This window comes from Methanobrevibacter sp. (genome assembly GCF_045646205.1).
Classification (GTDB): domain Archaea; phylum Methanobacteriota; class Methanobacteria; order Methanobacteriales; family Methanobacteriaceae; genus Methanocatella.
The window spans coordinates 92,572-114,827 of sequence record NZ_JAZRKF010000064.1 but is presented as its reverse complement, the minus strand read 5'-3'; the positions used below and the strand labels follow the sequence as shown (position 1 = coordinate 114,827).

The window sequence follows — 22,256 nt, the reverse complement described above, 5'->3', positions numbered from 1 at the left end:
CTACCTCCTAGACCTTGAAAAAGTATCGCTCAGTAAGGATAAGATGCCACGATACCTTTTGATTGAATTTAGATTTTTTACTATTTTAGTATAATCGTCTTCCAGTATCGGTTTGGTCAAACTTGAATAAATTTTTTCATTAAAGCCCGGATTGACCATTACATCTTTTTTTAGAAGTTCATTAACAAAAACAATCAGCTGACGTTTTTCATCATCCGAAATATCACTGATAATTAAACTGGTAATCCAGTATACAAGGTGCATATTAAAAATTTCAGGATAAAATTCCCCATAATTTGATTCATTAAGGAATTCATCAACTTTCCAGTATCCTTCAACCATTTTACCCAGATATTTTTTGTTTCTAATATGAATTGTGGATCTGTCACCTTCAATATTACGAATATTATAGTTGTAACTGAAGAAATCATCCAAATAAACTGTACGTGATGACTTAAACAATGATACGATAAAGAAATATAAATCCTCAGCAAGCATTCCTTCCAAAAAGCGGATATTATTGTCCATTAAAAATTCTTTTTTAAATAATTTACACCAGATTGCAGGATCAATTGTAAATAAACGTTTATCGTCCAAGACACTGTCAACGACAATGTTTTCTCCATTGAAAACAGTTTTGACATTTACCTTTTTATCCGGAAATACTCTGTAATAGTTTGTAATTGTCATGTCTGCATTATTTTCTACTGCATTATTATACATGACTTCAAAAGCATCAGGAGCATAAGTATCGTCGTGATCTGAAAAAATTACATATTGTGCGTCCGATAAATCTATACCGATATTACGTCCCTTACCTGGAAAACCATTATTTTCATCTAAAAATATTGACTTGACATTAGGAAAGTTTACATCAAATAAATCAAGTAAATATAAAGTATATTCATCATCGGAACAGTCATCCACGAATATTACCTGAATGTTTTCAAATCCAATGCTCTGATACATCATAGAATCAAAAAATGCATTGAGAAATAAACCTGAATTATATGTGGGAACAATTACACTTACTTTATATTTTGCCATATTATCTTACCAATTTATTTTTAATTCTTGAAAACAAACTTCTATCATTCATATTTTCCTGTTTTTTCTCCAGTCTATTGGATTCTATCACTGCATCGTCAAATTTCTGATTTAATATTAAATCAACCAATTTATCATATCTTTTTTTAAAGTAAGGATCTTCGCTGTAATATTTGTTGAATATGTCATGAGACTTTATAAACAGCTCTTTTTTATCGCCATCACTGATTTTTGATAAGACAATCGTATATAACCATGAAGTAAGGTGACTTTTAAATATTATTTCACCATATGAAGTTTTATTTAAATTGATTAACATCTCATCGATTTTATAATAACCATTTAAAATAGCTTCAATATATTTTCGATTCCTTACATGAATTGTTGATTTGTCATCTTTGCTATCTCTTATTTTGTAATTATAAGAATAAAAATCATTAAGGTAAATAATTCCTTTTGCTTTTAAACAGGAATATGTTGCAACATAAACATCTTCAGCAAGCATTCCCTCCAAAAAGTTAATACCGTTTTCAATTAAAAAGGATTTTCTGAATAATCTTGTCCAAATAGCTGCAGGGACTCTTAAGAGATTTTTATCCTCATCTATGTCTGAAACTTTAATTTCACCCGAATCCTTATAAATTGACTTGAATGGAATAGTTTTATCTGTAAAAACCTGATTAAAATTGGAAATTAGCATGTCGTTATCTGCGATTTTATCACACATCACTTCAAAGGCATTTTCTGTGTATGTATCATCATGGTCTGCAAAAATAACATAATCTGAAGTGGACAAGTTTAAACCTGTATTTCTGCCCGTTCCCGGAAACCCAGAGTTAACATCCAAAAATTCCACCTTAACATTTTCATAATCATTTTTAAATTTTTTTAATAAATTCAATGTGTAGTCATCATTTGAATTGTCATCGACAAAGATAACCTCAATATTTTCAAATCCGATACTCTGGGATTTAATGGAGTCTAAAAACTCATTTAAATAATCACCAGTATTGTAAGTGGAAACAATGACAGAAAGTTTATAATCAGACATATTAATCAGTTAATTTATCATATAATGCAATATATTCAATGCATGCATCATTTAAATCTTTAAATGTTATTTTTGAAATCTTTGAAAGTTTATTTTCATATTCAGTTTGATTTATATTAATAATTAAGTTATATATATCATTTACATTTGTATAATCCGCCAGCCATCCTGCGCCAGTTGAATTAATTCTTTGCTTTAAAGCTCCCAAATCACTGGCTATAACCGGCAAACCCGCCATCCACGATTCAGTTAAAGTATATGAATATGTTTCAGGACAGGTCGATAAAATCAGAGAAAATGAAGGTTCAATTTCTGATACCAATTTATTAAAATCACTTCGTTTATATTTACCGTGATTAATTCCATATTTATTTAAGTTAGGAATTGTGGTTCCCATTAAATGCAATTCCAAGTTATTGTTTTTATCCAATTCCTTTAATTGTTTAATCACCAGAGATCCTTTATGGGGAGAAACATGTCCCGGAACTAGAATTTTTATCGGTTTGGATGTTAATTTAGCATTGTATGAGGATTTATTTATTTCCACACCATGCTCTATTACAGCAAAATTATCCAAATCAGGATAAATTTTTTTATAAAAATCAACAACACTTTGAGTCGGAGCAATATTAACATGGGAATTTTTCAAAAGCTTAAAGCATTCCTTATGCCACCTTTCAAGTATCATATCATTGGAAATATCCGAATCATGAGCTATTCCTCCGCAATCAGGGCATTTAAAACCACAATATTGACAGTTCCTATCGACTAAATGAATAGATGGACATAAATAATAGAAGTCATGTAGATTGATGAGAAATGGAATTGATTTTTTTATTATGATATCAATTAAATCAAAACTATGGTTAATTAAATGATTGATGTGAAGTAAAGATATATTTAATTTTGATAGAATTTCATCGTAAATGACAGCCAATTCATCATTGGAAAATAGCATTTCAAAATTGTCCTGTGAAATAAAATTATCCTCATTATCAATTACGGAAAAATTTGTATTAAAAGAAACGTTATAATTTGCAATCTTTTCCAAATTGTCATTCACATTCCATAATTCGATATCTTCACCATCAGAAGTCAAAATAAAAGCATTATAATTATCTGGTAAATTATCAATGATATCCATATTTAAAAAACCAGTACCACCAACAGTACCTACCTTTTCATGAAGAACAAATAGGATACTCTTCTTATCATCAATATTGAATTCGGACAAATCAATGTTTTGAACTTTAATCTGCCTATTTTCATTCATTCCGTATAATGCATAGTGAATCAATGGATTAATGTCAACGTCAGAATAATGGTTCTTATAAAAAACGCCGTCAAATGTATCGTTTGGCTTTTTACCCTCTTCAAAACCGAAGAAAATATAATGAAGCAGAGGATCCATACCGGAAGCTGCAACCTTAGGATACTTTTTTAAATAAAAATCATCATCGAACAGTTTATTTTTTCTAATTGCTTTATAACCTTTAGTAATTTCTGAAGCCTTGGCCTTATCTTTAACTTTATATGAAATGTATTTACTAGGAATTTTAGCAAAAAGTTTATTTTTAAAACTCATAATCATCTTTTATTATATTTTCAAGCTTTTCTAAAAATTCTGAAGCAAAATCTTCATTTATATTAATATCGCCTGATTTATCATCATCCAATGAGACTGTAATATCATAGCCATCAGTGGTTAAGTTACCTCTGTTAACAATGACCTTTACAATATCTTCTCGTGCAATAAGATTATCCAAATTATAACTATCAGTGAATGAAAGTAGAATATCTGAAGAATTTCCCACATAATTATTTTTCATATCAGTGATTAATTCAACATAATAGTTTAAATCATTGAATTTTTGAGAAATTTCTGATATCAGTTCCTTATTTTCAGGGTTATTTTCATCAATGATAGTGATTTTAAGGTTCTTTTCTGTGAAAAATTTAATTGAATTGATTTTATCCAAAAATAGATTTCTTGAGAGATACTGGCCCCATTTTTTCCAGAACACTGAGAAATTGTGTTTGTCATTTTCAAAATAGCTTTCACTTTTTACACGGGTACTGGATTCATGATGGAATAATACTGCATTACCTGCAAATAAAACTTTATAATCATTTTTATGTAATTTCAAACAGAAATCAACATCTTCAAGACCATAAATATATTCCTCATCCAAACCTGAAAGCTCATCATAAACCTTTTTATCAATTAAGTTAACGGCACCTGTAACGGCAACACATTGATTATTTTGAGTTAAAGATGAATCAAAGATATCTAAACTGGAATCGGATTTATTTTTCGCATATAAACAGCATGGGTTCATTCTCTCAGCAAATATATCTCCACTATGCTGAATATTATAAGAGACTTCCCTATTGGCAGTGAAATAAAAAGGAAAAATAAGTTTAGCACCGACAGAAGCCACACCATCATTATAAACTATTGTACCGACCATTTCGTTTAACCACCCATATGTCGGTTCGATATCATTATTCAATAAAAGCAGATATTCTCCTTTTGCAATTTTGGCCGCATCATTATTTCCCTTAGAAAAACTGACATTTTCGGAGTTTTCAATAATGGTTATTGGTAAATCCAAACTTTTTAAATAATCAACAGAACCATCACTTGATGCATTATCCACCACTATAATCTCATAATTGGAATAATTGGTTTTAGCGCCAAAATCTTTAAATAAACGTTTCAGATGATTTAAACCATCTCTCGTTAGAATGATAATGGATACAAGAGGTTCTATATCAAATTCATAATTGGATAAAAATGCCAAATTAGTTTCACAAATTTCCTCTTTTCTTCTAATTGAATAGGATTGCTGTATATATTTGCCTTCAGCTTTACCGTGAGCAACATAATGTAACAAGGGATTTATTCCTGCCACTTCAACATCAGGATATAATCTATAATAAACATCAGGATCGAAATCCAAAGAAGGAAGTTTTCCCTGCTTAAAACCCTCCGTCAAATAATGGGTCAATGCATCTCCATTAAAATCATCATAAGTACTTTCATAAAATTCGTAATCAAACAAACCAGAACTTTTAATCTGGTTATAATATTTGCGGTTTTTAATAGAAGATTTTAAATTTGAAGTGGAAAAGATTCCCATTTAATCACCTTTATTTTTAGAATTCCTGAGCTTGCTAGTAATCTTCCATGATTTAGAATCTCTAATATCGTTAATTTCTCTAACCCAATAATCTCTATTATAATTTAATATATCCGCTTCTTCTCTTAAAGCATCAATATCATTGAAAAGTAAGGTAATCTCCTCTTTTGTTAAGGTATTTGTCTCTTTAATATTGCCTTCAAGAGATTTGATTAAATTCTTGCTTGTTATATAATCTTCAACTTCAAAATTATGATGGAAATAATCGCCCTCTTTTGTCCAGTATTCATTTTCCCAGTAATATACAGGGGAAACAGAGGGATGAAAATCATTTTTCCACATTACATAAGGAAAACTTAACTGATCCTGGTTGGTATGATTGATAATTTCTTCCCACCACTGTTCCATTAAAGAAATAATCTCCGGATTGTTATGCTGCCTGAATAACGCTCCTGAAGCCAAAAGACCATAATGCTTAGGCATGCCCTCAAATTCATATTTTTCAACCTGATGGGACATTGAATAATTTGAATATCTTGCAAAAGGCATTGACTCTATAGCCTCATCATAAATACAGTCCCTTTCCGGATGAACAACAACCAGCATCGGAGAATTGACGTATTTATAGATATATTCACGAATGCTGCCTTTTATTTTAAAGGTTCCATCAAGCCAAAAACTGTATTTGAAATCCGGGAAATAAACATGGGGAAAAAGCCTATATTGCTTTGCAGTCCGATTATCATCCAATATTGAATCTTCCATCTGAATAATTTCCCAGGTATCGGACTTTAAATCAGGATTTTGAGTAAAACATACATATTTTGTATTTTCATCAATGAATTCCGGCTCTTTCAATGAATCATAATCCCCAGTGAATGCCGTGTAAATTACTAATTCATTATCTTTAATATCATTGATTAATTCTTCATCAGTTTGAAGATTAGGCCTGAATAAATCACTTAAAACGAAACTGTCAACATTTGATTCAAATCTAGCTCTTACTACTTCATAGGGATTCTCATCACAATTCATAAAAATCAACTAAAAATATATATTACTAATTTATATCTATGTGATATTAATTAAATATATCCAAAAATTAAAAATTATTTAAAGATGTAAACAATGTAAAATTCCAGGTAATGACTCAAGCATAGCCTGAATACCTAAAATGAATATAGCAAGTCCACCAATGAAATTAATATGGCGTGCATATTTAATAGCTACTTTAGTACCAAATGTACCAATTAAAAGCCAACAGAAAACGGCAATAAAACTTAAAATAGCTAAACCAATAGGATTAACACCAGCACCTACACCCTGTGCTGCTAAAATTAGGTTTTCTATGTTTCCAAAAACAATTAATGTAATAAAGGGTTTTAATTCACTTTGCATATTATACTCCCCTAATTGATTCCAACATAGCCTGTGCACCTAGAATAAAAATAACAAAACCGCCGAAAAAATCAATGAAATCAACATAAGCCAAAGCGATTTGAGTTCCAAATGTACCAATAAGTAACCAAGCAGCTACTGCAATAAAACTAGCAATTCCTAATTTAACCGGATTAACCCCCGCCACAACTCCTTGTGAGGAAAGCACTAAATTTTCAATATTTCCAAATATTATAAGCCCAACAAATGGTAAATATTGCTCCAACATATTACATCACCAAATTCCTATACCGGAATGTTACTTCCGATTAAATTCATCTCCATTGAATACTATTAATAATTAAATGATATATAAAACTATCCTTATTTTGTTAAAATACTATCCCATTTGTTAATTCTATCTTCAATTGTATAATCAGACAAAACTTTGTTTAAAGCATTTTGACGGATAGTTTTTCTTAAAGATTTATCTAAAATAAGCATTTCAATTTTTTCAATCCATTCGTCTTCATCTGAAGCTAAAAAACCATTGACACCATCTTCAACCACAGTATTATAAACACACATGTCCGAATAAACACCCGGAAGACCTAAAATAGCCAATTCTATAAATTTCAATTCACTTTTACATTGATTGAATGGTGAATTTTCAAGGGGAACAAGTGCAATATCCCAATCGATTGATTCAGGCAGCCATTTCATGAATTTTTCAAAATCCATATTGTTTGGAGGCAGTTCAATAGGATTAAACCAATCGTCCTCAACATTATCAGAAGCATTAAAGCCGCCAATAACCTCAAAATCAAAATCATATTTTTCTTTTAACTTCAGAATAACATTTTTAATAAGAAACAGATCTTTGGAATGAGTTAATGTTCCGTAATACCCCAATTTAAGTTTACCTTCAGTCTTAATATCTTCTTTAATGTCAAATACGGCATCCACATAGTAATTTGGTATGATGGCCACCTTATTTTCATCAAACTTGGATGCTAAAGTTGGTGTTGTAACTGTAACAACCTCACTGACATCAATGAAATCAATTATAGATTTGGAAACCCTGTTAACATATTCATAGGAAGGACTGTTCTCTTCAACGCCCAATAAATCGTCGTCAGTTTCATAAATTAATTTAATGCCATGTTTTTCACATTTCTCACGCAATTCATCTAAAAAAGGAAGAATTCTCTGGACAACAACCACATCAAAAAGCTTACATCTTATGATATCCTCAATGTCCAAAATTGCATAGCTGTCCATACCATACATAAAAAAGGTATGCTTTTCCCTTTCAGCCAGTCTAGAAAATAATGCGTGGAGCCTTATATATGAACATGGAGGCAAATTTTCAAATGGATCGTTTGTAAATACACCAACCCGTAATGTATCAAGCTCAATTGGAGTTTCACGCTCAATATATGGAATTACAGTTTTTTTATCATGAATATAATAAGAATTGGAAACAATATTTTCAACACTTGAGTTTTGATTTGCGACATACTGTTCATTAATGTGCGTTTCAAGTGTGTTAACATAATTATTATCTAAAACATTGATTTGATTTTTTTTAAAAAAACCGTCTAAAACGTAATCTAAAATAGGATATTCCACATTATAATTATTTTTATAAAATTCAAGGTCAAATACATCACAGATGTATGATTGCTGGACTTCCAGAGGGTCATTAATTCCATAATATAAATAATGGAGAATATAGTCTAAATCATTTAAATTATTGTGAACATCCAAGTATTTATCCTCATCAATAATGGCTAAACTTTTAATACGTGAGTAAGCATCCTGGTATTTGGAAATTTTTTGAGGATTACCCTTTGATTTAAGTGTAATATACATTTTAGGATTTTTTTTAATTGATTTAGAAAAAAACATTATTTCAACTCTTTAATTATATATATTCATTTAAATAAAAATATATTTATGTCATATATAGTAACTGTTATTATTCCTTCATATAATAGTGTTGAATTTTTAGACGAAACGATTGAATCAATTAAAGCTCAAAGCATTGGTTTTGAAAATATTGAATTGATAATTGTCGATGATTATTCAACAGATTCAACGCAAGAATTAATTAACAAATATTGCGAAGAATATGAAAATATTAAAACCTATGAATCAGGCAAAAAAACAGGAACCCCCGGAAGGGCAAGAAATATTGGAATAAAAAATAGCGAATCAGATTATATAATGTTCATTGACCATGACGACAGATACCTTCCAGATACTGTAGAAAAACTATATAATGCAATTACAGAGAATAATGCAGACATTGCTATTGGCAAATACCAAAATTTCGGAGACAATAGTCTTGTAACCGAACACTGGATTACTGAAGATACTATTTTAAATTCAATAGATGAAAATCCATTCTTTTTCTCAATGAATAATATTTGGAGAATGATATTTCCAAAAGAATTTTTGCTTAAACATGAAATAACATTTCCGGAAGAAGTTTTTGCAGAAGATTTGACTTTTATGGTAGATGCATTTCTTAATGCGGAAAAAATCATCTTTATTAATGATATTGTTTACAATTTTAGATTAAGAACCAGAGATAAAACATCAACAAGTTTATCAAAAGGAATACACTATTTAGGTGGATTAATAGAAGGTTACACGCAAACAATTGATGTTTTGGAAAAAAATAATGCCTGCAGATATTATGACAGAATTTTCAACCAGCATTTAACCTGCTGGCTAAGCGATGTTGCATTAAGTGAAACAATATCTCTTGAAGATAAAAAAGCATTGGTTGAAAAATCAATCCCCATATTTAAAAGAATGAAAAATATAGAACCATATCCTGAAAATAATGCAATTAAAAGTATCATTAATCAGATTATTCAAGGAAACTTAGATGAAGCATATATGCAGATGGGAGATTACCAGTTATTTGTAAATAGAATACAAAATCTTGAAGTTGAACTCGACCAGAAGACCAGACAAGTTGCAACGCTTCAGACTACCAAAGGATGGTTTAAATATAAAATTAAGAATATAAAAGAAAGATTATTCTAAATTAATCCTTCAATACTTTTTTGAATATATTATCCCATTGATTGACCCGAGATTTTAAATTATAATTTTTCATAATGTCATCACGGGCATTATTAACGATACCATTTCTAAAGATAGGATCTTCGATTAAAATAGATAATTTATCGACCCATTCATCTTCATTACCGGATAAATATCCATTAACGCCATTTTGAATGGTTTCACTATAGGCACTGACATCACTTGCAACAACAGGAATTCCCAAAGCGGAAAATTCTATATATTTAAGCTCACTTTTACATCTATTGAATTCTGTGTTTAACAATGGAATAATACCTATATCCCAATCAGAATTTTCACTTAACCATATATAGAAGGTTTTGGATGACATCGGATAATATGGTAGCTTAATAACATTAATCCAGTCGGAATCTTCAACCATTGCAGCACCCGCCATTTCAAAAATCACTTCCACACCTTTTTTAGCGAAAATATCCTTTAATCTTAAAATAACGTTATGGACCAAATCCAAATCACCCTGATGAGTTAAAGTTCCGAAATAACCGATTTTAATAATGTTATTTCCTCTAAATTCAAAAGGTTTTATAGGTAATGCATCATTAACATGATAATTTCTAATAATTTCAACGTTGTTAATATTTAAGTTGTTTAAACGGTTTTTCAATTCATTAGTACTTACAGTAATCTGGTCTGCATTTTTTACAAGTTTTTGTATATTGTCAAAATGTTGTGAAATATATGTATATGAAGGATTTGAAGGATTAATATCAAGGAAATCATCGTCAGTTTCATAAATGACCTTAATATTATGCTTTTTAGCTTTCTTTAAAATTTCAGTGGAATACGGATTGACTCTCTGAATAACAATAACATCGAAAATATGATCCTTAATCATGTTTTCAGTATCCAAAAGAGGCATTATCTCTTTTCCATAAATAAAGAAATGATAATTTTTACTTTTTGATAATTCAGAAAACGGTGTATGAATTCTTATAAACGGACACGCATTCATATTATCATAATTATCCTCTAGAAATACACCGACCTTGATTGTATCAGTTTCAAATTTTTCTTCGCAGACAATATAATCAATCAATACCTTTGAATCGGTAATATAATTATTTGAAGATAATTCTTCTTTAATACGTTTGTTTATAAATTTCTCTAACTGTTCATCCATATCTTCATGTAAATTCGCTACAAAATTAGGATAAGTCCGATTAAACTTCAAATTATTTCTGAATCCCTTATTAATGTAGTGAAGAACCGGATCCTCATCACCGATTCCATTTTCAGAAATGTAATAATACAAATCAAAAAGAGGATTGATATATTTTATTTTCTCATCAATCGTATCTGTTTTTGAACTCTTTTCGACGTAATGCAATGCAGGATTCTTGCAGGGATGTAGTTTAACATATTCTTCCTCATCCAAAAGTCCCAAATTATTTATAATATTAGATTCATTGAGATCTTTGGAAAACCTTATTTTTGAATTTTTTAAGGCTTCAAATGTAGGATTATGCTTAACTTTTCGGGCCAGATTACCAGCAACCCTTAAAGGTTTAGTTAATTTCATGGAATTGGAATTAATGAAGGTGTTATATTCTTCCCGTAAATAAGCGGCACGACCTGCAGTATCGATTCTATAACCTGCCATTCCTTTAACATCATTGACAAGCAAATATAACTCTTCACGAGACAAATCAATTGTATCTCCAATTTTCATATTTTGGACATCAACGCCTATTTTGGCCCTTAAATTATCACTTGTGATTGGAGTATAGAATATGACATTGTGATGATAATATTTACCTTCTTTAACCCAGTATTCATTTTCCCAATAAAAAATACGGCTTACAGAAGGATGAAAATCATTTTTCCAACATACAAATGCAAAACTAAGCTGATCCTGATTAGTGTATTTAATATTTTCATCCCACCAGTCATCCATTAGCTTAATGACATCGGGATGATTATGTTGTCTGAAAAGAGCACCCATAACACCTAAACCGTAATGTTCGGGAAATCCCTGTGAACGGTAAAATTCAACCTGTTCTTCCATGACTGCCCTTGGATAACGTGGAATGATTTTAGAAGCATCATATTCGTCATAAACACAGTCCCTTTCTGTGTGAACAACAACCAACATGTTAGAATTGGCACGGATATTATTATAAATATATTCACGGATGCTTCCTTTAATTTTAAAAGTCCCGTCTAGCCAGAAACTGTATTTATAATCTTTCAAGTATTTATGAGGAAGTATTTTGTATTGCTTGGCTTTCCTGTTATTGTCAAGAATTGAGTCTTCCATTGGAATAATCTTCCATAAATCGGATGTTAAGTTAGGATTATCAGAAAAACAGATATAATCACAATTTTCATCAATAACTTCAGGCTGCTTTAATGTATCATAATCTCCTGTGAAAGCCGTGTAAATAGCTATTTTATTATTTTTAATATCTTCAATTGTTTCTTCTGCAGAATCAGTTGAATGATTGAATAATGGTCTATTAACATATTCTTCTGAAACTTCCATATATGTTTTATAAATCTTATCATATACCATAATATCACAAATACCTATCTTCGATTACATCCATTAACTTATCAGCGTAATTCTCACTTTTTTCCAAGCAAATATCATATCTTGCATCATTATCATCAGAAATTAAAACTTTAATTGTATTTAATCTTGAAATTAATTTATCCACATCATAATCTTTATCATTTGATATTAATATATCACAATTTTGGCCAATATCCAAATTGTTCAAATTAGGAATTAATTTAACATTGAATCCTTTATTATTTAAATCTTTTACTAATTTAGTTATAAATTCGTCATTTTTTGAAACGATTGAAATATCAAGTTTTTTATCTGTTATAAAATGATTTTGATTGATTTTATCGATTAATATTTCTTTGAAAATAAAATCTCCCCATTTACTGTAGAAATGCATTATATTTTCATAATTGAGCCTATTTTTTTCTGCCTGATTTTCATAACGGGTAGAGGATTCATGGTGGAATAATAAGGCAAAAGGATTGTAAATGGATTTATACTTATTTTTATACAGTTTAAATGCAAAATCAATGTCTTCATACCCATAAATATAATTTTCATCAAGTCCATCCAACTCAAAATAAATATCCTTTGGGATTAAAATACAGGCTGCAGTGTTAGAGAGAACTTCTTTTTGATGATTTACATCACTTGAAAAGACTAATGTGGAATACATGTTCTCATGATAAGGCCCGTAAATATAAGGAGTGCGCTCTTCCCTGAATTTTACACCTGCATGCTGAATTGTATAAGACTGTGCCTGACTTTCCATATCCTCATAGTAAGGAAATATCAATTTAGCCCCAACAGAGCCAACATTTTCATTATTTAACATACATCCAACCATTTCATTTAACCAGCCGTAAGTAGGTTCGATATCATTATTCAGCAAAAGCAAATACTCACCATTGGCAATTTTAGCTGCATCATTATTGCCTTTTGAAAAACTGACATTTTCAGAGTTCTCAATTATGGTAATAGGTAAGTCCAGGCTTTTTAAAAAACTGACAGACTCGTCTGTTGATGCATTATCAACAACAATTATTTCATAATTTGAATAGTTGGTTTTTTCATCGAAATCTTCAAACAGTAGTTTCAAATGATTTATTCCGTTTCTAGTCAGAACAATAATTGAAACTAAAGGCTCACTGTCAAATTCATAATTTGATAAATATAATTTATTTGTATCTATAATCTTTTTCTTCTTTAAAACAAATGGACTGTTATCTACAATAAAACCGTCATTATTATTGTCAATATAGTGAATTAAAGGGTTTAAATTATTTTTTTCAATTTCAGGATATTCCTGCAAATATCTTTTAAGATCAAATGATGGTGAAGGATTTTTATGTTCGCTGGCACCATAAAACAAATAATGAAACAATGGATCCATGCCTGATTTTTCTACATGAGGATAAGCTTTTAAATAATAGTTTTTATCAAATAAGCCGGATTTCATTATCTTATCATAGCTTTCCTGATAAATTTTAGCTTTATTAACATTGAATTTTGATTTTATTAAGAAATCTTTAAAAGTTACCATAATTTCACTACTTAAAAAAATTAAATCTACCTTTCTTATTATTTTGATTAAACTCATTTATAATATTATTTTTTTCAATAATGCTTATTTCTTTTTGATGGAAAAAGTTAGCCAATTCATCATTAGTTAAAAACTCCAAATCAAAATCTATCATTAACTTATCATCGCATTCTGCATCAAGAATGAAGTTAGGGTCCAGGGTTAAAAAATATTGATAATCGTCATTAATCGGATTGTCGCAATTCGCCTCCAAAACTTTAACATTATTTATTTTGGCCTTGATAAATTCGCCCTCAAGAGGGTCAAAGCGAATGCCTGAAACATTGGAAAAATCGCTTAAGTCAAATGTTAACTGATTATTCTTTATTTTAGGGATGTAGGCAATATCAATTCTACGGTCTTCGCTAAATCCATTGCCTTCATCGACATAGAGTCCTGCAATCAATTTGACCTTAGCCAATTTCTTATTAAAATACTTGTATTTAGCCAAAAATGTTTCGCTGTCATAATTATTTAAATTCAAACAGTCTTCTTTATAATACACTTCATAATCGGGAAACAGTTCTTTAAAATAATCCAAATCTTTTTCTGAAACGTTATATGCGCATTCACGCAATCTGGAAATCACGGCAATTTCATCAGTGACTGCCCAGTTATAATAATATACCCAAAATAAAACGTCATTGATGAATTTCACATTCAATAATCCTACATTATCATTATTTAAATCATATAATTCTTTAATTGACTCGGATAAATCCAGACCATGCTGAGGCGTGATATTTTCTGTCGTTGATGTTAAATTCTTTCTATAGAAATATGTAGCATCCTTTGATAAAAATATTTTAGAAGCATTGATAAGTGAACTAACAACAGCCAAATTATCGTCATACAAGCTATTTGAGAATTTTAAATACTTGAATAAGCTTTTATGATATATCTTATTCCATGATGGAGTTGAAAAAATCAATTTGGGATTTTCATCAATTGAAGTGATTAGCTTATTCTCCATTGTATTCTGCTGATGAATATTAATAGGTTCCACATAGTCAGTTCCAGTGTAGGTTTCCCAATTAAAAATCAGCAAATCAGCCTCTGACTCGTTAATTTTAGATAAAGAATCCTCATAAGCATTTGAAGAAATGAAATCATCACAATCAATAAATGTTAAATAATCAGAACTTACTTCAGCAATTGCCCTGTTTCTGGATTCACCGGCACCTAACTGTGATTCATTATTTATAACTTTAAAATTGGAATACTTGCCGGAATATTCATTAATTATATTCAAGCTATCATCAGTTGAGTAATCATTAACGACGATAACCTCAATATTGTCAATGCCTATGCTTTGATTTACAATAGAGTCCAAACATTGCCTAAGATACTTTTCTCCATTATGCACAGGAATTATAACGCTTAACTCAGTACTCATGATCTCACAATTTTCTTAAACTTATTTTTAATAGAACCGTTCAATTCTTCTTTTAATCTATTATTTTCAGCAGTTAATTCATCAATCTGATTTTTATATACATTGGATAAAGTTTCATAATGTTTAGATAAAAATTCATAGGATACTTTTTCATAACATAAATTAAACTCAGTGTAAGTATTGGCCACATTAATGGATTCATAAAATGCCCTGTCCTCATAATGCCAATTCTCATTAAAGACAACATCCCCCAATTCATATTCATCAAATTTATCTTTCATTTCCTGAATAAAATGGTCTTTAAGGTTATCTTTTAATCTGAGATAAACATATTTTAAATTAACAATAATAAACATTAGCCACTCATCCTTTACCTGGTCATAAATGTCATTATCGATTAAATTTTGTTTAGTTGTTTCCAATACATTAAAAATGTCAAAGGAACCTTCATCACCGCTTGTTGATATGGATTCATCCCTAATACGATAGAAATAAAGATATTCCGGTAAAACTGAAACTTTTTTAGCCTTTAAAAATACCTTATAGAAGAATTCCAAGTCTTCATAATAGGAACCATACAAGAATTGGGCATCCATATCCTTAAGAAATGAAGTTTTATAGAGTTTATTGAATGGAGCATGAGATATTTTAAATATTATATCCAAAACATCCATATAATAGAAATTACCTGTATGAAAAGACGGATCTATGACTTCCAAATTTGTAAAAGGCCCTTCACTAAATTCTGATGAATTTTCATTGTAATATTTAAATTTAAACATTGTAATGTCAGAATTGAAACCTTCCACATGTTCATACAACTGTTCCAATGCTGTTTCTTCAAGCCAATCGTCTGAATCGACAAATAAGATATAATCTCCCTGAACGTGCTGAATTCCAGTATTACGAGCTCCACTTAATCCCTGATTTTCCTGAGTAATTATTTTAAATCTGGAATCAGTTAATGAATAACCTTCAAGAATACCTAATGACAAATCAGTAGACCCGTCATTAACACATATTACCTCAAAATCTTCAAATGTTTGATTAACCAAACTATCCAAACACTTTCTAAGATAATTGGCCACATTATAAACCGGTAATACTATTGAAATCTTAACGTCCAAGGTTTACACCCCATTATCTGTTTGCATACATCTTTTCGTAATATTGTTGATATTCTCCGCTTTTTACTTGGTCCATCCAGTCCTGATTATCAAGATACCATTGGATTGTTTCTTTTATACCTGTTTCAAAGGTGTATTTAGGTTCCCAGCCAAGTTCATTGCGGATTTTATCAGCGTCAATTGCGTACCTTCTGTCGTGACCTAATCTGTCAGCTACAAATTCTATTAATGATTCGTCTTTTCCTAATGCTTCAAGAATTAACTTTACGATTTGGATGTTCTGTCTTTCGTTGTGTCCTCCGATATTGTAGACTTCTCCAAGTTTTCCTTCGTGTAGAACCAAGTCTATTGCCTGGCAGTGGTCGTATACATGTAACCAGTCACGTATGTTTTTACCGTCACCGTAAATAGGCAGTTTTTTGTCTTCCAGTGCATTGGATATCATTAACGGTATTAATTTTTCTGGGAACTGATAAGGACCATAGTTATTGGAACAGCGTGTAATGTTTATCGGTAAATCAAATGTTTCGAAGTATGCTCTTGTGATTAAGTCTCCGCCTGCTTTGGAAGCTGAATACGGACTGTTTGGCTGTAGAGGAGTGGTTTCTGAGAAGTATCCAGTTTCTCCTAGTGTTCCATATACTTCATCTGTTGATATTTGGATGTATTTTTCAACTCCGAACTCTTTTGCGGCGTTTAACAATACCTGTGTTCCTAAAACGTTGGATTTAATAAAAATTTCCGGATCAGTTATGCTTCTGTCAACATGGCTTTCAGCAGCAAAATTAATGACATAATCACATTTGGAAACCAAATCATCAACTAATTCTTTATCTCTTATATCTCCTTTAACGAAGGTGTAGTTGTCCATGTCTTCAATGTCTTTTAGGTTTTCCAGGTTTCCACAGTATGTTAAAGCGTCTAAATTAATTATATCATAATCTGAATATTTGTCGAGCATGTATTTTACGAAATTGCTTCCAATAAAACCTGCTCCACCAGTGATTAAAATTGTACTCATAAAAAAAACACATCCTAGTATTTGATTTGTGATTCAGCAAGTGTTTGCCAGTTTTGATCTTTTTCGGAAAATATCAATTCATCAATATCATCAATAGGCCAGTCAATACCGATATCTGGGTCATTCCAGATAATTCCGCTTTCATCAGGACCGTTATAAAAATCAGTGCATTTATAAGCAAATTCTGCCTCATCAGACAACACTACAAAACCGTGAGCAAAACATGGTGGAATATACAACTGCTTTTTGTTTTCATCAGACAAAATAGCTCCAAACCACTCACCGTAAGTAGGAGAATCACCCCTTAAATCAACACCAACATCAAAGACCTCACCTTTCAAAACACGAACCAGTTTACCCTGAGGCTGAGTTAACTGCAAATGAAGACCTCTTAAAACTCCTTTTGATGAAGAAGATTGATTATCCTGAACAAAAGTCAAATCATAACCTGCCTCTTTAAAATCATTCTCATTATAAGTTTCCATAAAATAACCACGATTATCACCGAAAACCGCAGGTTCAACAATAAACATACCTTCAATATCACACTCTGTAAATTTAAATTGTCCCATAAAAAAATCACCTTTTAGCTAAATTAAATAAGTATTGTCCATAATCCGTCTTTTTAAGCTCTTCAGCTGTTTCAAGCAATTGTTCTTCTGTAATGTAACCTTTAAGATAAGCAATTTCTTCAAGACATGCGATGTATAAGCTTTGTCTTTTCTGAACAGTTTCAATGAAGTTGGCAGCTTCTAAAAGACCTGCATGAGTTCCAGTGTCTAGCCAAGCCATTCCACGACCTAAAAGTTCAACCTTAAGCTTACCACGATTTAAATATTCCTCATTAACGGAAGTGATTTCAACTTCACCCCTATCGGACGGTTTAACATTTTTTGCTATTTCAATTACATCATTATCATAGAAATACAATCCCGGCACGATATAATTTGATTTAGGATTTTCAGGTTTTTCTTCAACAGACAAAACATTCCAGTCATCATCAAACTCAACAACACCAAAAGCCTCAGGATTATTAGTATAATAACCAAAAATAACCGCACCCTCTTCAAGCGCAGTAGCCCTTTCCAAAATTTCTGTAAATCTGTGGCCATGGAAAATATTATCCCCAAGAATTAAAGCAACATTATCATCACCAATGAAATCCTCACCAACAATAAAAGCCTCAGCAAGACCATTAGGATGATCCTGAACAGCATACTCAAAACTAATACCTAAAGAAGACCCATCACCCAACAAATCCTTATACATAGGTAAATCCCTAGGAGTAGAAATAATCAAAATTTCCTTAATTCCAGCAAGCATAAGAACTGAAATCGGATAATAAATCATTGGTTTATCATATAGTGGCAATAACTGTTTAGAAACCGCCTTAGTAATAGGATACAAACGAGTTCCAGAACCACCAGCAAGTACAATACCTTTCATAAAAATCACATATAAATTTTTAATTATGAATAATTTTTTGTAATTTATAATTAATTAAAATAACTATTTAAAAAGAGAATTTAAAAAATTAAAAAAATAGAAAATAAGAGTATAGGATTCATTTAAATCCTAAAAAAATTAATAAAATAAAATTTTTAATTAAACTATTTGCTTATAAGTTCGATTTCTTTTAACGGTATTTCTAATTTTTCAGAAATTTCTTCCGGCGCCATAGTTTTTAATAACTTTTTAATAGTTTCAGACCTTTCTTTCTCCTTACCTTGTTCAATACCTTGTTCAATACCTTTCTCTATACCTTTCTCTATACCTTTTTCAATACCTTTTTCTTCTCCATGATTAAGTAATTCTTCTTGCCACTTATAAAAATCTTCTTCTAGTGATTCCTGCACTTTAATCATCTCCATTAATTCATCAAGAGAATTATCTTCATTTCCAATATAATAGTCTAATTAATTAAACTATTTGCTTACAATTTCGATTTCTTTTAACGGTATTTCTAATTTTTCAGAAATTTCTTCCGGTGCCATAGTTTTTAATAACTTTTTAATAGTTTCAGACCTTTCTTTCTCCATACCTTGTTCAATACCTTTCTCCATACCTTGTTCAATACCTTTCTCCATACCTTGTTCAATACCTTGTTCAATACCTTGTTCAATACCTTTCTTTATACCTTTTTCTTCTCCATGATTGAGTAATTCTTCTTGCCACTTATAGAAATCTTCTTCTAGTGATTCCTGCACTTTAATCATCTCCATTAATTCATTTCTTTTATCTTCCTCTTCAATATAATAGTCTATATTAAGCCACATTGTTGATTGTAGTTTAATTCTATTTTTATCACTTATTTTTCCATTTTTGATGATGTTACATAGCTCCTCTACAATGATGGATTCCTTTTGGGTGTTTTTCATATCCGGGATAATTTCTATGATTGCACAGTCTTCAATGGTGAGTTCTTTATCATTTTCAAATTTATTTTTAATATTATTTAAATATTCATCGCCATTGAACTTTTTCATCTCGCACAATATTGCCTTAAATTTGATTGATCCAATATCTTTTACTGGTATTTGATTATTATCCGATAATGCAATTATTACACTATAGACTTTATTTTCATACTTGCACATTAACTCTTTGGCATATTTCCAAGTCTTATTGATGATTTCATCATTTACAGATTGCGTTTCACCCTCAATATTATATATGTTTCCAGATACACATTTTACTAAAAAATCCATCCTCAAATTGGAATATTTTTTGTCAATCCATTCTGTCGGTAAAAGTTGTATTGGCTTTTCGTCAATTCCTTGAAGATTAAAGAAGTACTGTACATGATTAATTAGTGAAATCTTTACTTTAATGTCCCTATTATGAAAGACTTCACGATTATTTTTTTCCAATTTAATCACCTTAAATAAATTAGTTTTTGTATTAAATAATTTATAACTACTTATATTTAATATTAATTCTGAAAATTCCCTTAATATTGGATTAAAGTTCTATCAAACTTTTATGAAAATTTCATGAAAGTCTGGTGAAAACAAATTAAAAAATGTTAAAAAAATAAGAAAAATATTTCTTGAAAAAATAAAAATTAAATGTCTAATCCACTTAATTCATCATCAGAAGCTTTTTTAGCTGCTTCTACATAAGCATCACAGACATCTCTTGTTAAACCATCCATAACAATTTTTCCATGGTCTAACCAGATTACTCTATTACACATTGATCTGATAGTACCTACAGAGTGGGAAACTAGTAAAACAGTGGTTCCAGTATTCATCATTGATTTTAACTTATCCCCACTTTTCTTCTGGAATCTTACATCCCCTACAGAAAGAATTTCATCCAAAATAAGTATTTCTGGCTCAACAAGTGTAGCAACAGCAAAACCTAACTTTGCAATCATACCGGAAGAATAATTTTTAATTGGAAGCTCCATGAATTCTTCTAATTCTGAAAATTCAACAATTTCTTCATATTTGCTTTCTAAAAATTCTCGAGAGTATCCTAAAATAGCCCCATTTAAGAAAACATTCTCCCTTCCACTATAATTATGGTCAAAACCAGCACCCAATTCGAGTAATGGTGCTACCTTACCGTTAATATGAATTGATCCGGAATTCGGCCTTAATACACCAGACAAAATCTTTAAGAGAGTACTTTTACCGGCACCATTAAAACCTATGATTCCAACACGTTCACCTTTATTTACAGTGAAAGATACATCAGTAAGAGCTTTAAATTTGGTTTTTGGTTTTAATTCGCGTTTAAGCCATTTGATAACATATTCCTTTAAGTTATCTACTTTTTCCTGAGCCTTGTCAAACTCACGATTAATATTATTGACTTCAATTACGACTTCCTTATTTAAATTCTGATAATCTTCGTCAACATCAAGTTGGCTCTTCCATTTAAGAAGGGACTCTTCATAAACATTAGGTTCATGTTCATAGCCTTCAGGATGGACTTCAACATAAAAATGAGCACCGGTGCCGGAAAATTTATTAAAGGCCGAAAGTTCTTTAAATCCTTCACCAACACATTTTAATTCGAGTCTTAAACGACTCATTCCTCTTCCTTTAACACCAGTATGCCAAATAAGAGTATCTAAATCAATTTCATCATCATCATAAATTATTTCCTGATCGGCAGTTAATTTGTCGAAATCAAATCTGTCCTCTTCATAATCGATATCATTTACATCAATTTTTCCTTTTTTATCAGAGCCGAAATAATGATTAACGACTTCCAAACCTTCAGGAAGATTAATTTTTACATCCTGTGGATTTTTATTAATTCCATTGGAGTTATTGAATAAGACCGTGTAAATGAAAGTTTCACCGATTGACTTTTGAAGCGGTTTTTCTTTTACCGGAAAACCTTCACCATTTAAACTTCCAAGGACAAATCTCTGTTCTTCATAATTTATGGATATTCTGACAAAATCGAAGAACAAATCTCCTGAAAATTCGCTTTCATTTTCATCGAAAATGATTTCAACACCAAAATCAGGACTGTTTAAATCTGCAGGTGACATTTTACTTCCATCAAATAATACTGATCTTTCAATAGGAGAAACAGTAGGCCCATATAATGGTTTTGATTCATATTCATCCTTAACATTAATTAATCTTACTGCAGGAGGTTCTAAATCAATACTGTTTGGGGATGAATCCCTGTGAAAGTCCAATCTGATATCAACTGCATGAATAATTGAATCCTGCGGAATATTGAACTTAAAATTCGTAACTACGAATGAATTAGGTTTCTGATTAGGAGACAATGTACAACATGCAAGTGATTCCCAGTCATCAATCAAAACATTGTCTAAATCTTTCCATTCTCCACCGTCATGGGAAGAATCTTGATATGTATTTTTTGGATATCTCATTTGGGTTGACATTAACTTC

The 22,256-nt window shown here is 30.5% G+C and carries 19 protein-coding genes; 1 reads left to right on the top strand and 18 read right to left on the bottom strand.

Translation table 11 applies throughout. The features are described 5' to 3' along the window. The 8 genes from ACKI44_RS11595 to ACKI44_RS11560 form a co-directional block, all read right to left on the bottom strand. On the bottom strand, positions 1-1,047 hold the full coding sequence (locus ACKI44_RS11595) for a glycosyltransferase family 2 protein (protein ID WP_407424561.1): 1,047 nt from the start codon (positions 1,045-1,047) through the stop codon (positions 1-3). Position 1,048: 1 nt separating this feature from the next. Continuing rightward, complete coding sequence (locus ACKI44_RS11590; RefSeq protein WP_407424559.1) at positions 1,049-2,098, bottom strand: glycosyltransferase family 2 protein; 1,050 nt, start codon at positions 2,096-2,098, stop codon at positions 1,049-1,051. Between the two features lies 1 nt (position 2,099). Then, positions 2,100-3,683: a glycosyltransferase gene (locus tag ACKI44_RS11585; protein ID WP_407424557.1), complete on the bottom strand. Its 1,584-nt coding sequence runs from the start codon at positions 3,681-3,683 to the stop codon at positions 2,100-2,102. After that, positions 3,673-5,241 (bottom strand): glycosyltransferase, encoded by a 1,569-nt coding sequence (locus ACKI44_RS11580; protein ID WP_407424555.1) that lies wholly within the window; start codon positions 5,239-5,241, stop codon positions 3,673-3,675. The genes ACKI44_RS11585 and ACKI44_RS11580 overlap by 11 nt, the downstream gene beginning before the upstream one ends. Then, the gene (locus ACKI44_RS11575) at positions 5,242-6,276 is read right to left on the bottom strand and encodes a glycosyltransferase domain-containing protein (RefSeq protein ID WP_407424553.1); all 1,035 of its coding nucleotides are present in this window, start codon (positions 6,274-6,276) and stop codon (positions 5,242-5,244) included. A 78-nt stretch (positions 6,277-6,354) separates the two neighbouring features. Next, the gene (locus tag ACKI44_RS11570) at positions 6,355-6,639 is read right to left on the bottom strand and encodes a hypothetical protein (protein ID WP_407424551.1); all 285 of its coding nucleotides are present in this window, start codon (positions 6,637-6,639) and stop codon (positions 6,355-6,357) included. Between the two features lies 1 nt (position 6,640). Continuing rightward, a complete protein-coding gene (locus ACKI44_RS11565; protein WP_407424549.1) occupies positions 6,641-6,907 on the bottom strand; it encodes a hypothetical protein in 267 nt (88 codons plus the stop codon). Between the two features lie 95 nt (positions 6,908-7,002). Next, positions 7,003-8,529: a glycosyltransferase gene (locus ACKI44_RS11560; protein ID WP_407424547.1), complete on the bottom strand. Its 1,527-nt coding sequence runs from the start codon at positions 8,527-8,529 to the stop codon at positions 7,003-7,005. 48 nt (positions 8,530-8,577) lie between these two features. Here ACKI44_RS11560 and ACKI44_RS11555 point away from each other — a divergent pair, with 48 nt between their 5' ends. Then, positions 8,578-9,678 (top strand): glycosyltransferase family 2 protein, encoded by a 1,101-nt coding sequence (locus tag ACKI44_RS11555; RefSeq protein ID WP_407424545.1) that lies wholly within the window; start codon positions 8,578-8,580, stop codon positions 9,676-9,678. Between the two features lies 1 nt (position 9,679). Here ACKI44_RS11555 and ACKI44_RS11550 read toward each other — a convergent pair whose 3' ends face one another. The 10 genes from ACKI44_RS11550 to ACKI44_RS11505 form a co-directional block, all read right to left on the bottom strand. Beyond that, complete coding sequence (locus tag ACKI44_RS11550) at positions 9,680-12,250, bottom strand: glycosyltransferase domain-containing protein (protein ID WP_407424543.1); 2,571 nt, start codon at positions 12,248-12,250, stop codon at positions 9,680-9,682. 4 nt (positions 12,251-12,254) lie between these two features. Further along, positions 12,255-13,790, bottom strand: a complete 1,536-nt coding sequence (locus ACKI44_RS11545) for a glycosyltransferase family 2 protein (protein ID WP_407424541.1) — start codon at positions 13,788-13,790, stop codon at positions 12,255-12,257. Positions 13,791-13,797: 7 nt separating this feature from the next. Beyond that, positions 13,798-15,225, bottom strand: coding sequence for a glycosyltransferase family 2 protein (locus ACKI44_RS11540; protein ID WP_407424539.1), 1,428 nt, complete (start codon positions 15,223-15,225; stop codon positions 13,798-13,800). After that, positions 15,222-16,352, bottom strand: coding sequence for a glycosyltransferase family 2 protein (locus ACKI44_RS11535; protein WP_407424537.1), 1,131 nt, complete (start codon positions 16,350-16,352; stop codon positions 15,222-15,224). The genes ACKI44_RS11540 and ACKI44_RS11535 overlap by 4 nt, the downstream gene beginning before the upstream one ends. A 13-nt stretch (positions 16,353-16,365) precedes the next feature. Then, a complete protein-coding gene (gene rfbB, locus ACKI44_RS11530; protein ID WP_407424535.1) occupies positions 16,366-17,373 on the bottom strand; it encodes a dTDP-glucose 4,6-dehydratase in 1,008 nt (335 codons plus the stop codon). 14 nt (positions 17,374-17,387) lie between these two features. Continuing rightward, on the bottom strand, positions 17,388-17,945 hold the full coding sequence (rfbC, locus tag ACKI44_RS11525) for a dTDP-4-dehydrorhamnose 3,5-epimerase (protein WP_407424533.1): 558 nt from the start codon (positions 17,943-17,945) through the stop codon (positions 17,388-17,390). Positions 17,946-17,952: 7 nt separating this feature from the next. Then, positions 17,953-18,819 (bottom strand): glucose-1-phosphate thymidylyltransferase RfbA, encoded by an 867-nt coding sequence (gene rfbA / locus ACKI44_RS11520; protein WP_407424531.1) that lies wholly within the window; start codon positions 18,817-18,819, stop codon positions 17,953-17,955. A 164-nt stretch (positions 18,820-18,983) separates the two neighbouring features. Next, positions 18,984-19,244 carry a hypothetical protein gene (locus ACKI44_RS11515; RefSeq protein WP_407424529.1) on the bottom strand — a complete coding sequence of 87 codons (261 nt, stop codon included), beginning with the start codon at positions 19,242-19,244 and terminating at the stop codon, positions 18,984-18,986. A 54-nt stretch (positions 19,245-19,298) separates the two neighbouring features. Continuing rightward, positions 19,299-20,243, bottom strand: a complete 945-nt coding sequence (locus ACKI44_RS11510; protein ID WP_407424527.1) for a hypothetical protein — start codon at positions 20,241-20,243, stop codon at positions 19,299-19,301. 194 nt (positions 20,244-20,437) lie between these two features. Then, on the bottom strand, positions 20,438-22,249 hold the full coding sequence (locus ACKI44_RS11505) for an ABC transporter ATP-binding protein (protein WP_407424525.1): 1,812 nt from the start codon (positions 22,247-22,249) through the stop codon (positions 20,438-20,440). Positions 22,250-22,256: the final 7 nt, after the last annotated feature.

Bases quoted from the DNA above. Each gene is read 5' to 3' on its own strand.
- ACKI44_RS11595 (WP_407424561.1), bottom strand. From the start codon at position 1,047: ATGGCAAAATATAAAGTAAGTGTAATTGTTCCCACATATAATTCAGGT.
- ACKI44_RS11590 (WP_407424559.1), bottom strand. From the start codon at position 2,098: ATGTCTGATTATAAACTTTCTGTCATTGTTTCCACTTACAATACTGGT.
- ACKI44_RS11585 (WP_407424557.1), bottom strand. From the start codon at position 3,683: ATGAGTTTTAAAAATAAACTTTTTGCTAAAATTCCTAGTAAATACATT.
- ACKI44_RS11580 (WP_407424555.1), bottom strand. From the start codon at position 5,241: ATGGGAATCTTTTCCACTTCAAATTTAAAATCTTCTATTAAAAACCGC.
- ACKI44_RS11575 (WP_407424553.1), bottom strand. From the start codon at position 6,276: ATGAATTGTGATGAGAATCCCTATGAAGTAGTAAGAGCTAGATTTGAA.
- ACKI44_RS11570 (WP_407424551.1), bottom strand. From the start codon at position 6,639: ATGCAAAGTGAATTAAAACCCTTTATTACATTAATTGTTTTTGGAAAC.
- ACKI44_RS11565 (WP_407424549.1), bottom strand. From the start codon at position 6,907: ATGTTGGAGCAATATTTACCATTTGTTGGGCTTATAATATTTGGAAAT.
- ACKI44_RS11560 (WP_407424547.1), bottom strand. From the start codon at position 8,529: ATGTTTTTTTCTAAATCAATTAAAAAAAATCCTAAAATGTATATTACA.
- ACKI44_RS11555 (WP_407424545.1), top strand. From the start codon at position 8,578: ATGTCATATATAGTAACTGTTATTATTCCTTCATATAATAGTGTTGAA.
- ACKI44_RS11550 (WP_407424543.1), bottom strand. From the start codon at position 12,250: ATGGTATATGATAAGATTTATAAAACATATATGGAAGTTTCAGAAGAA.
- ACKI44_RS11545 (WP_407424541.1), bottom strand. From the start codon at position 13,790: ATGGTAACTTTTAAAGATTTCTTAATAAAATCAAAATTCAATGTTAAT.
- ACKI44_RS11540 (WP_407424539.1), bottom strand. From the start codon at position 15,225: ATGAGTACTGAGTTAAGCGTTATAATTCCTGTGCATAATGGAGAAAAG.
- rfbB (WP_407424535.1), bottom strand. From the start codon at position 17,373: ATGAGTACAATTTTAATCACTGGTGGAGCAGGTTTTATTGGAAGCAAT.
- rfbC (WP_407424533.1), bottom strand. From the start codon at position 17,945: ATGGGACAATTTAAATTTACAGAGTGTGATATTGAAGGTATGTTTATT.
- rfbA (WP_407424531.1), bottom strand. From the start codon at position 18,819: ATGAAAGGTATTGTACTTGCTGGTGGTTCTGGAACTCGTTTGTATCCT.
- ACKI44_RS11515 (WP_407424529.1), bottom strand. From the start codon at position 19,244: ATGGAGATGATTAAAGTGCAGGAATCACTAGAAGAAGATTTTTATAAG.
- ACKI44_RS11505 (WP_407424525.1), bottom strand. From the start codon at position 22,249: ATGTCAACCCAAATGAGATATCCAAAAAATACATATCAAGATTCTTCC.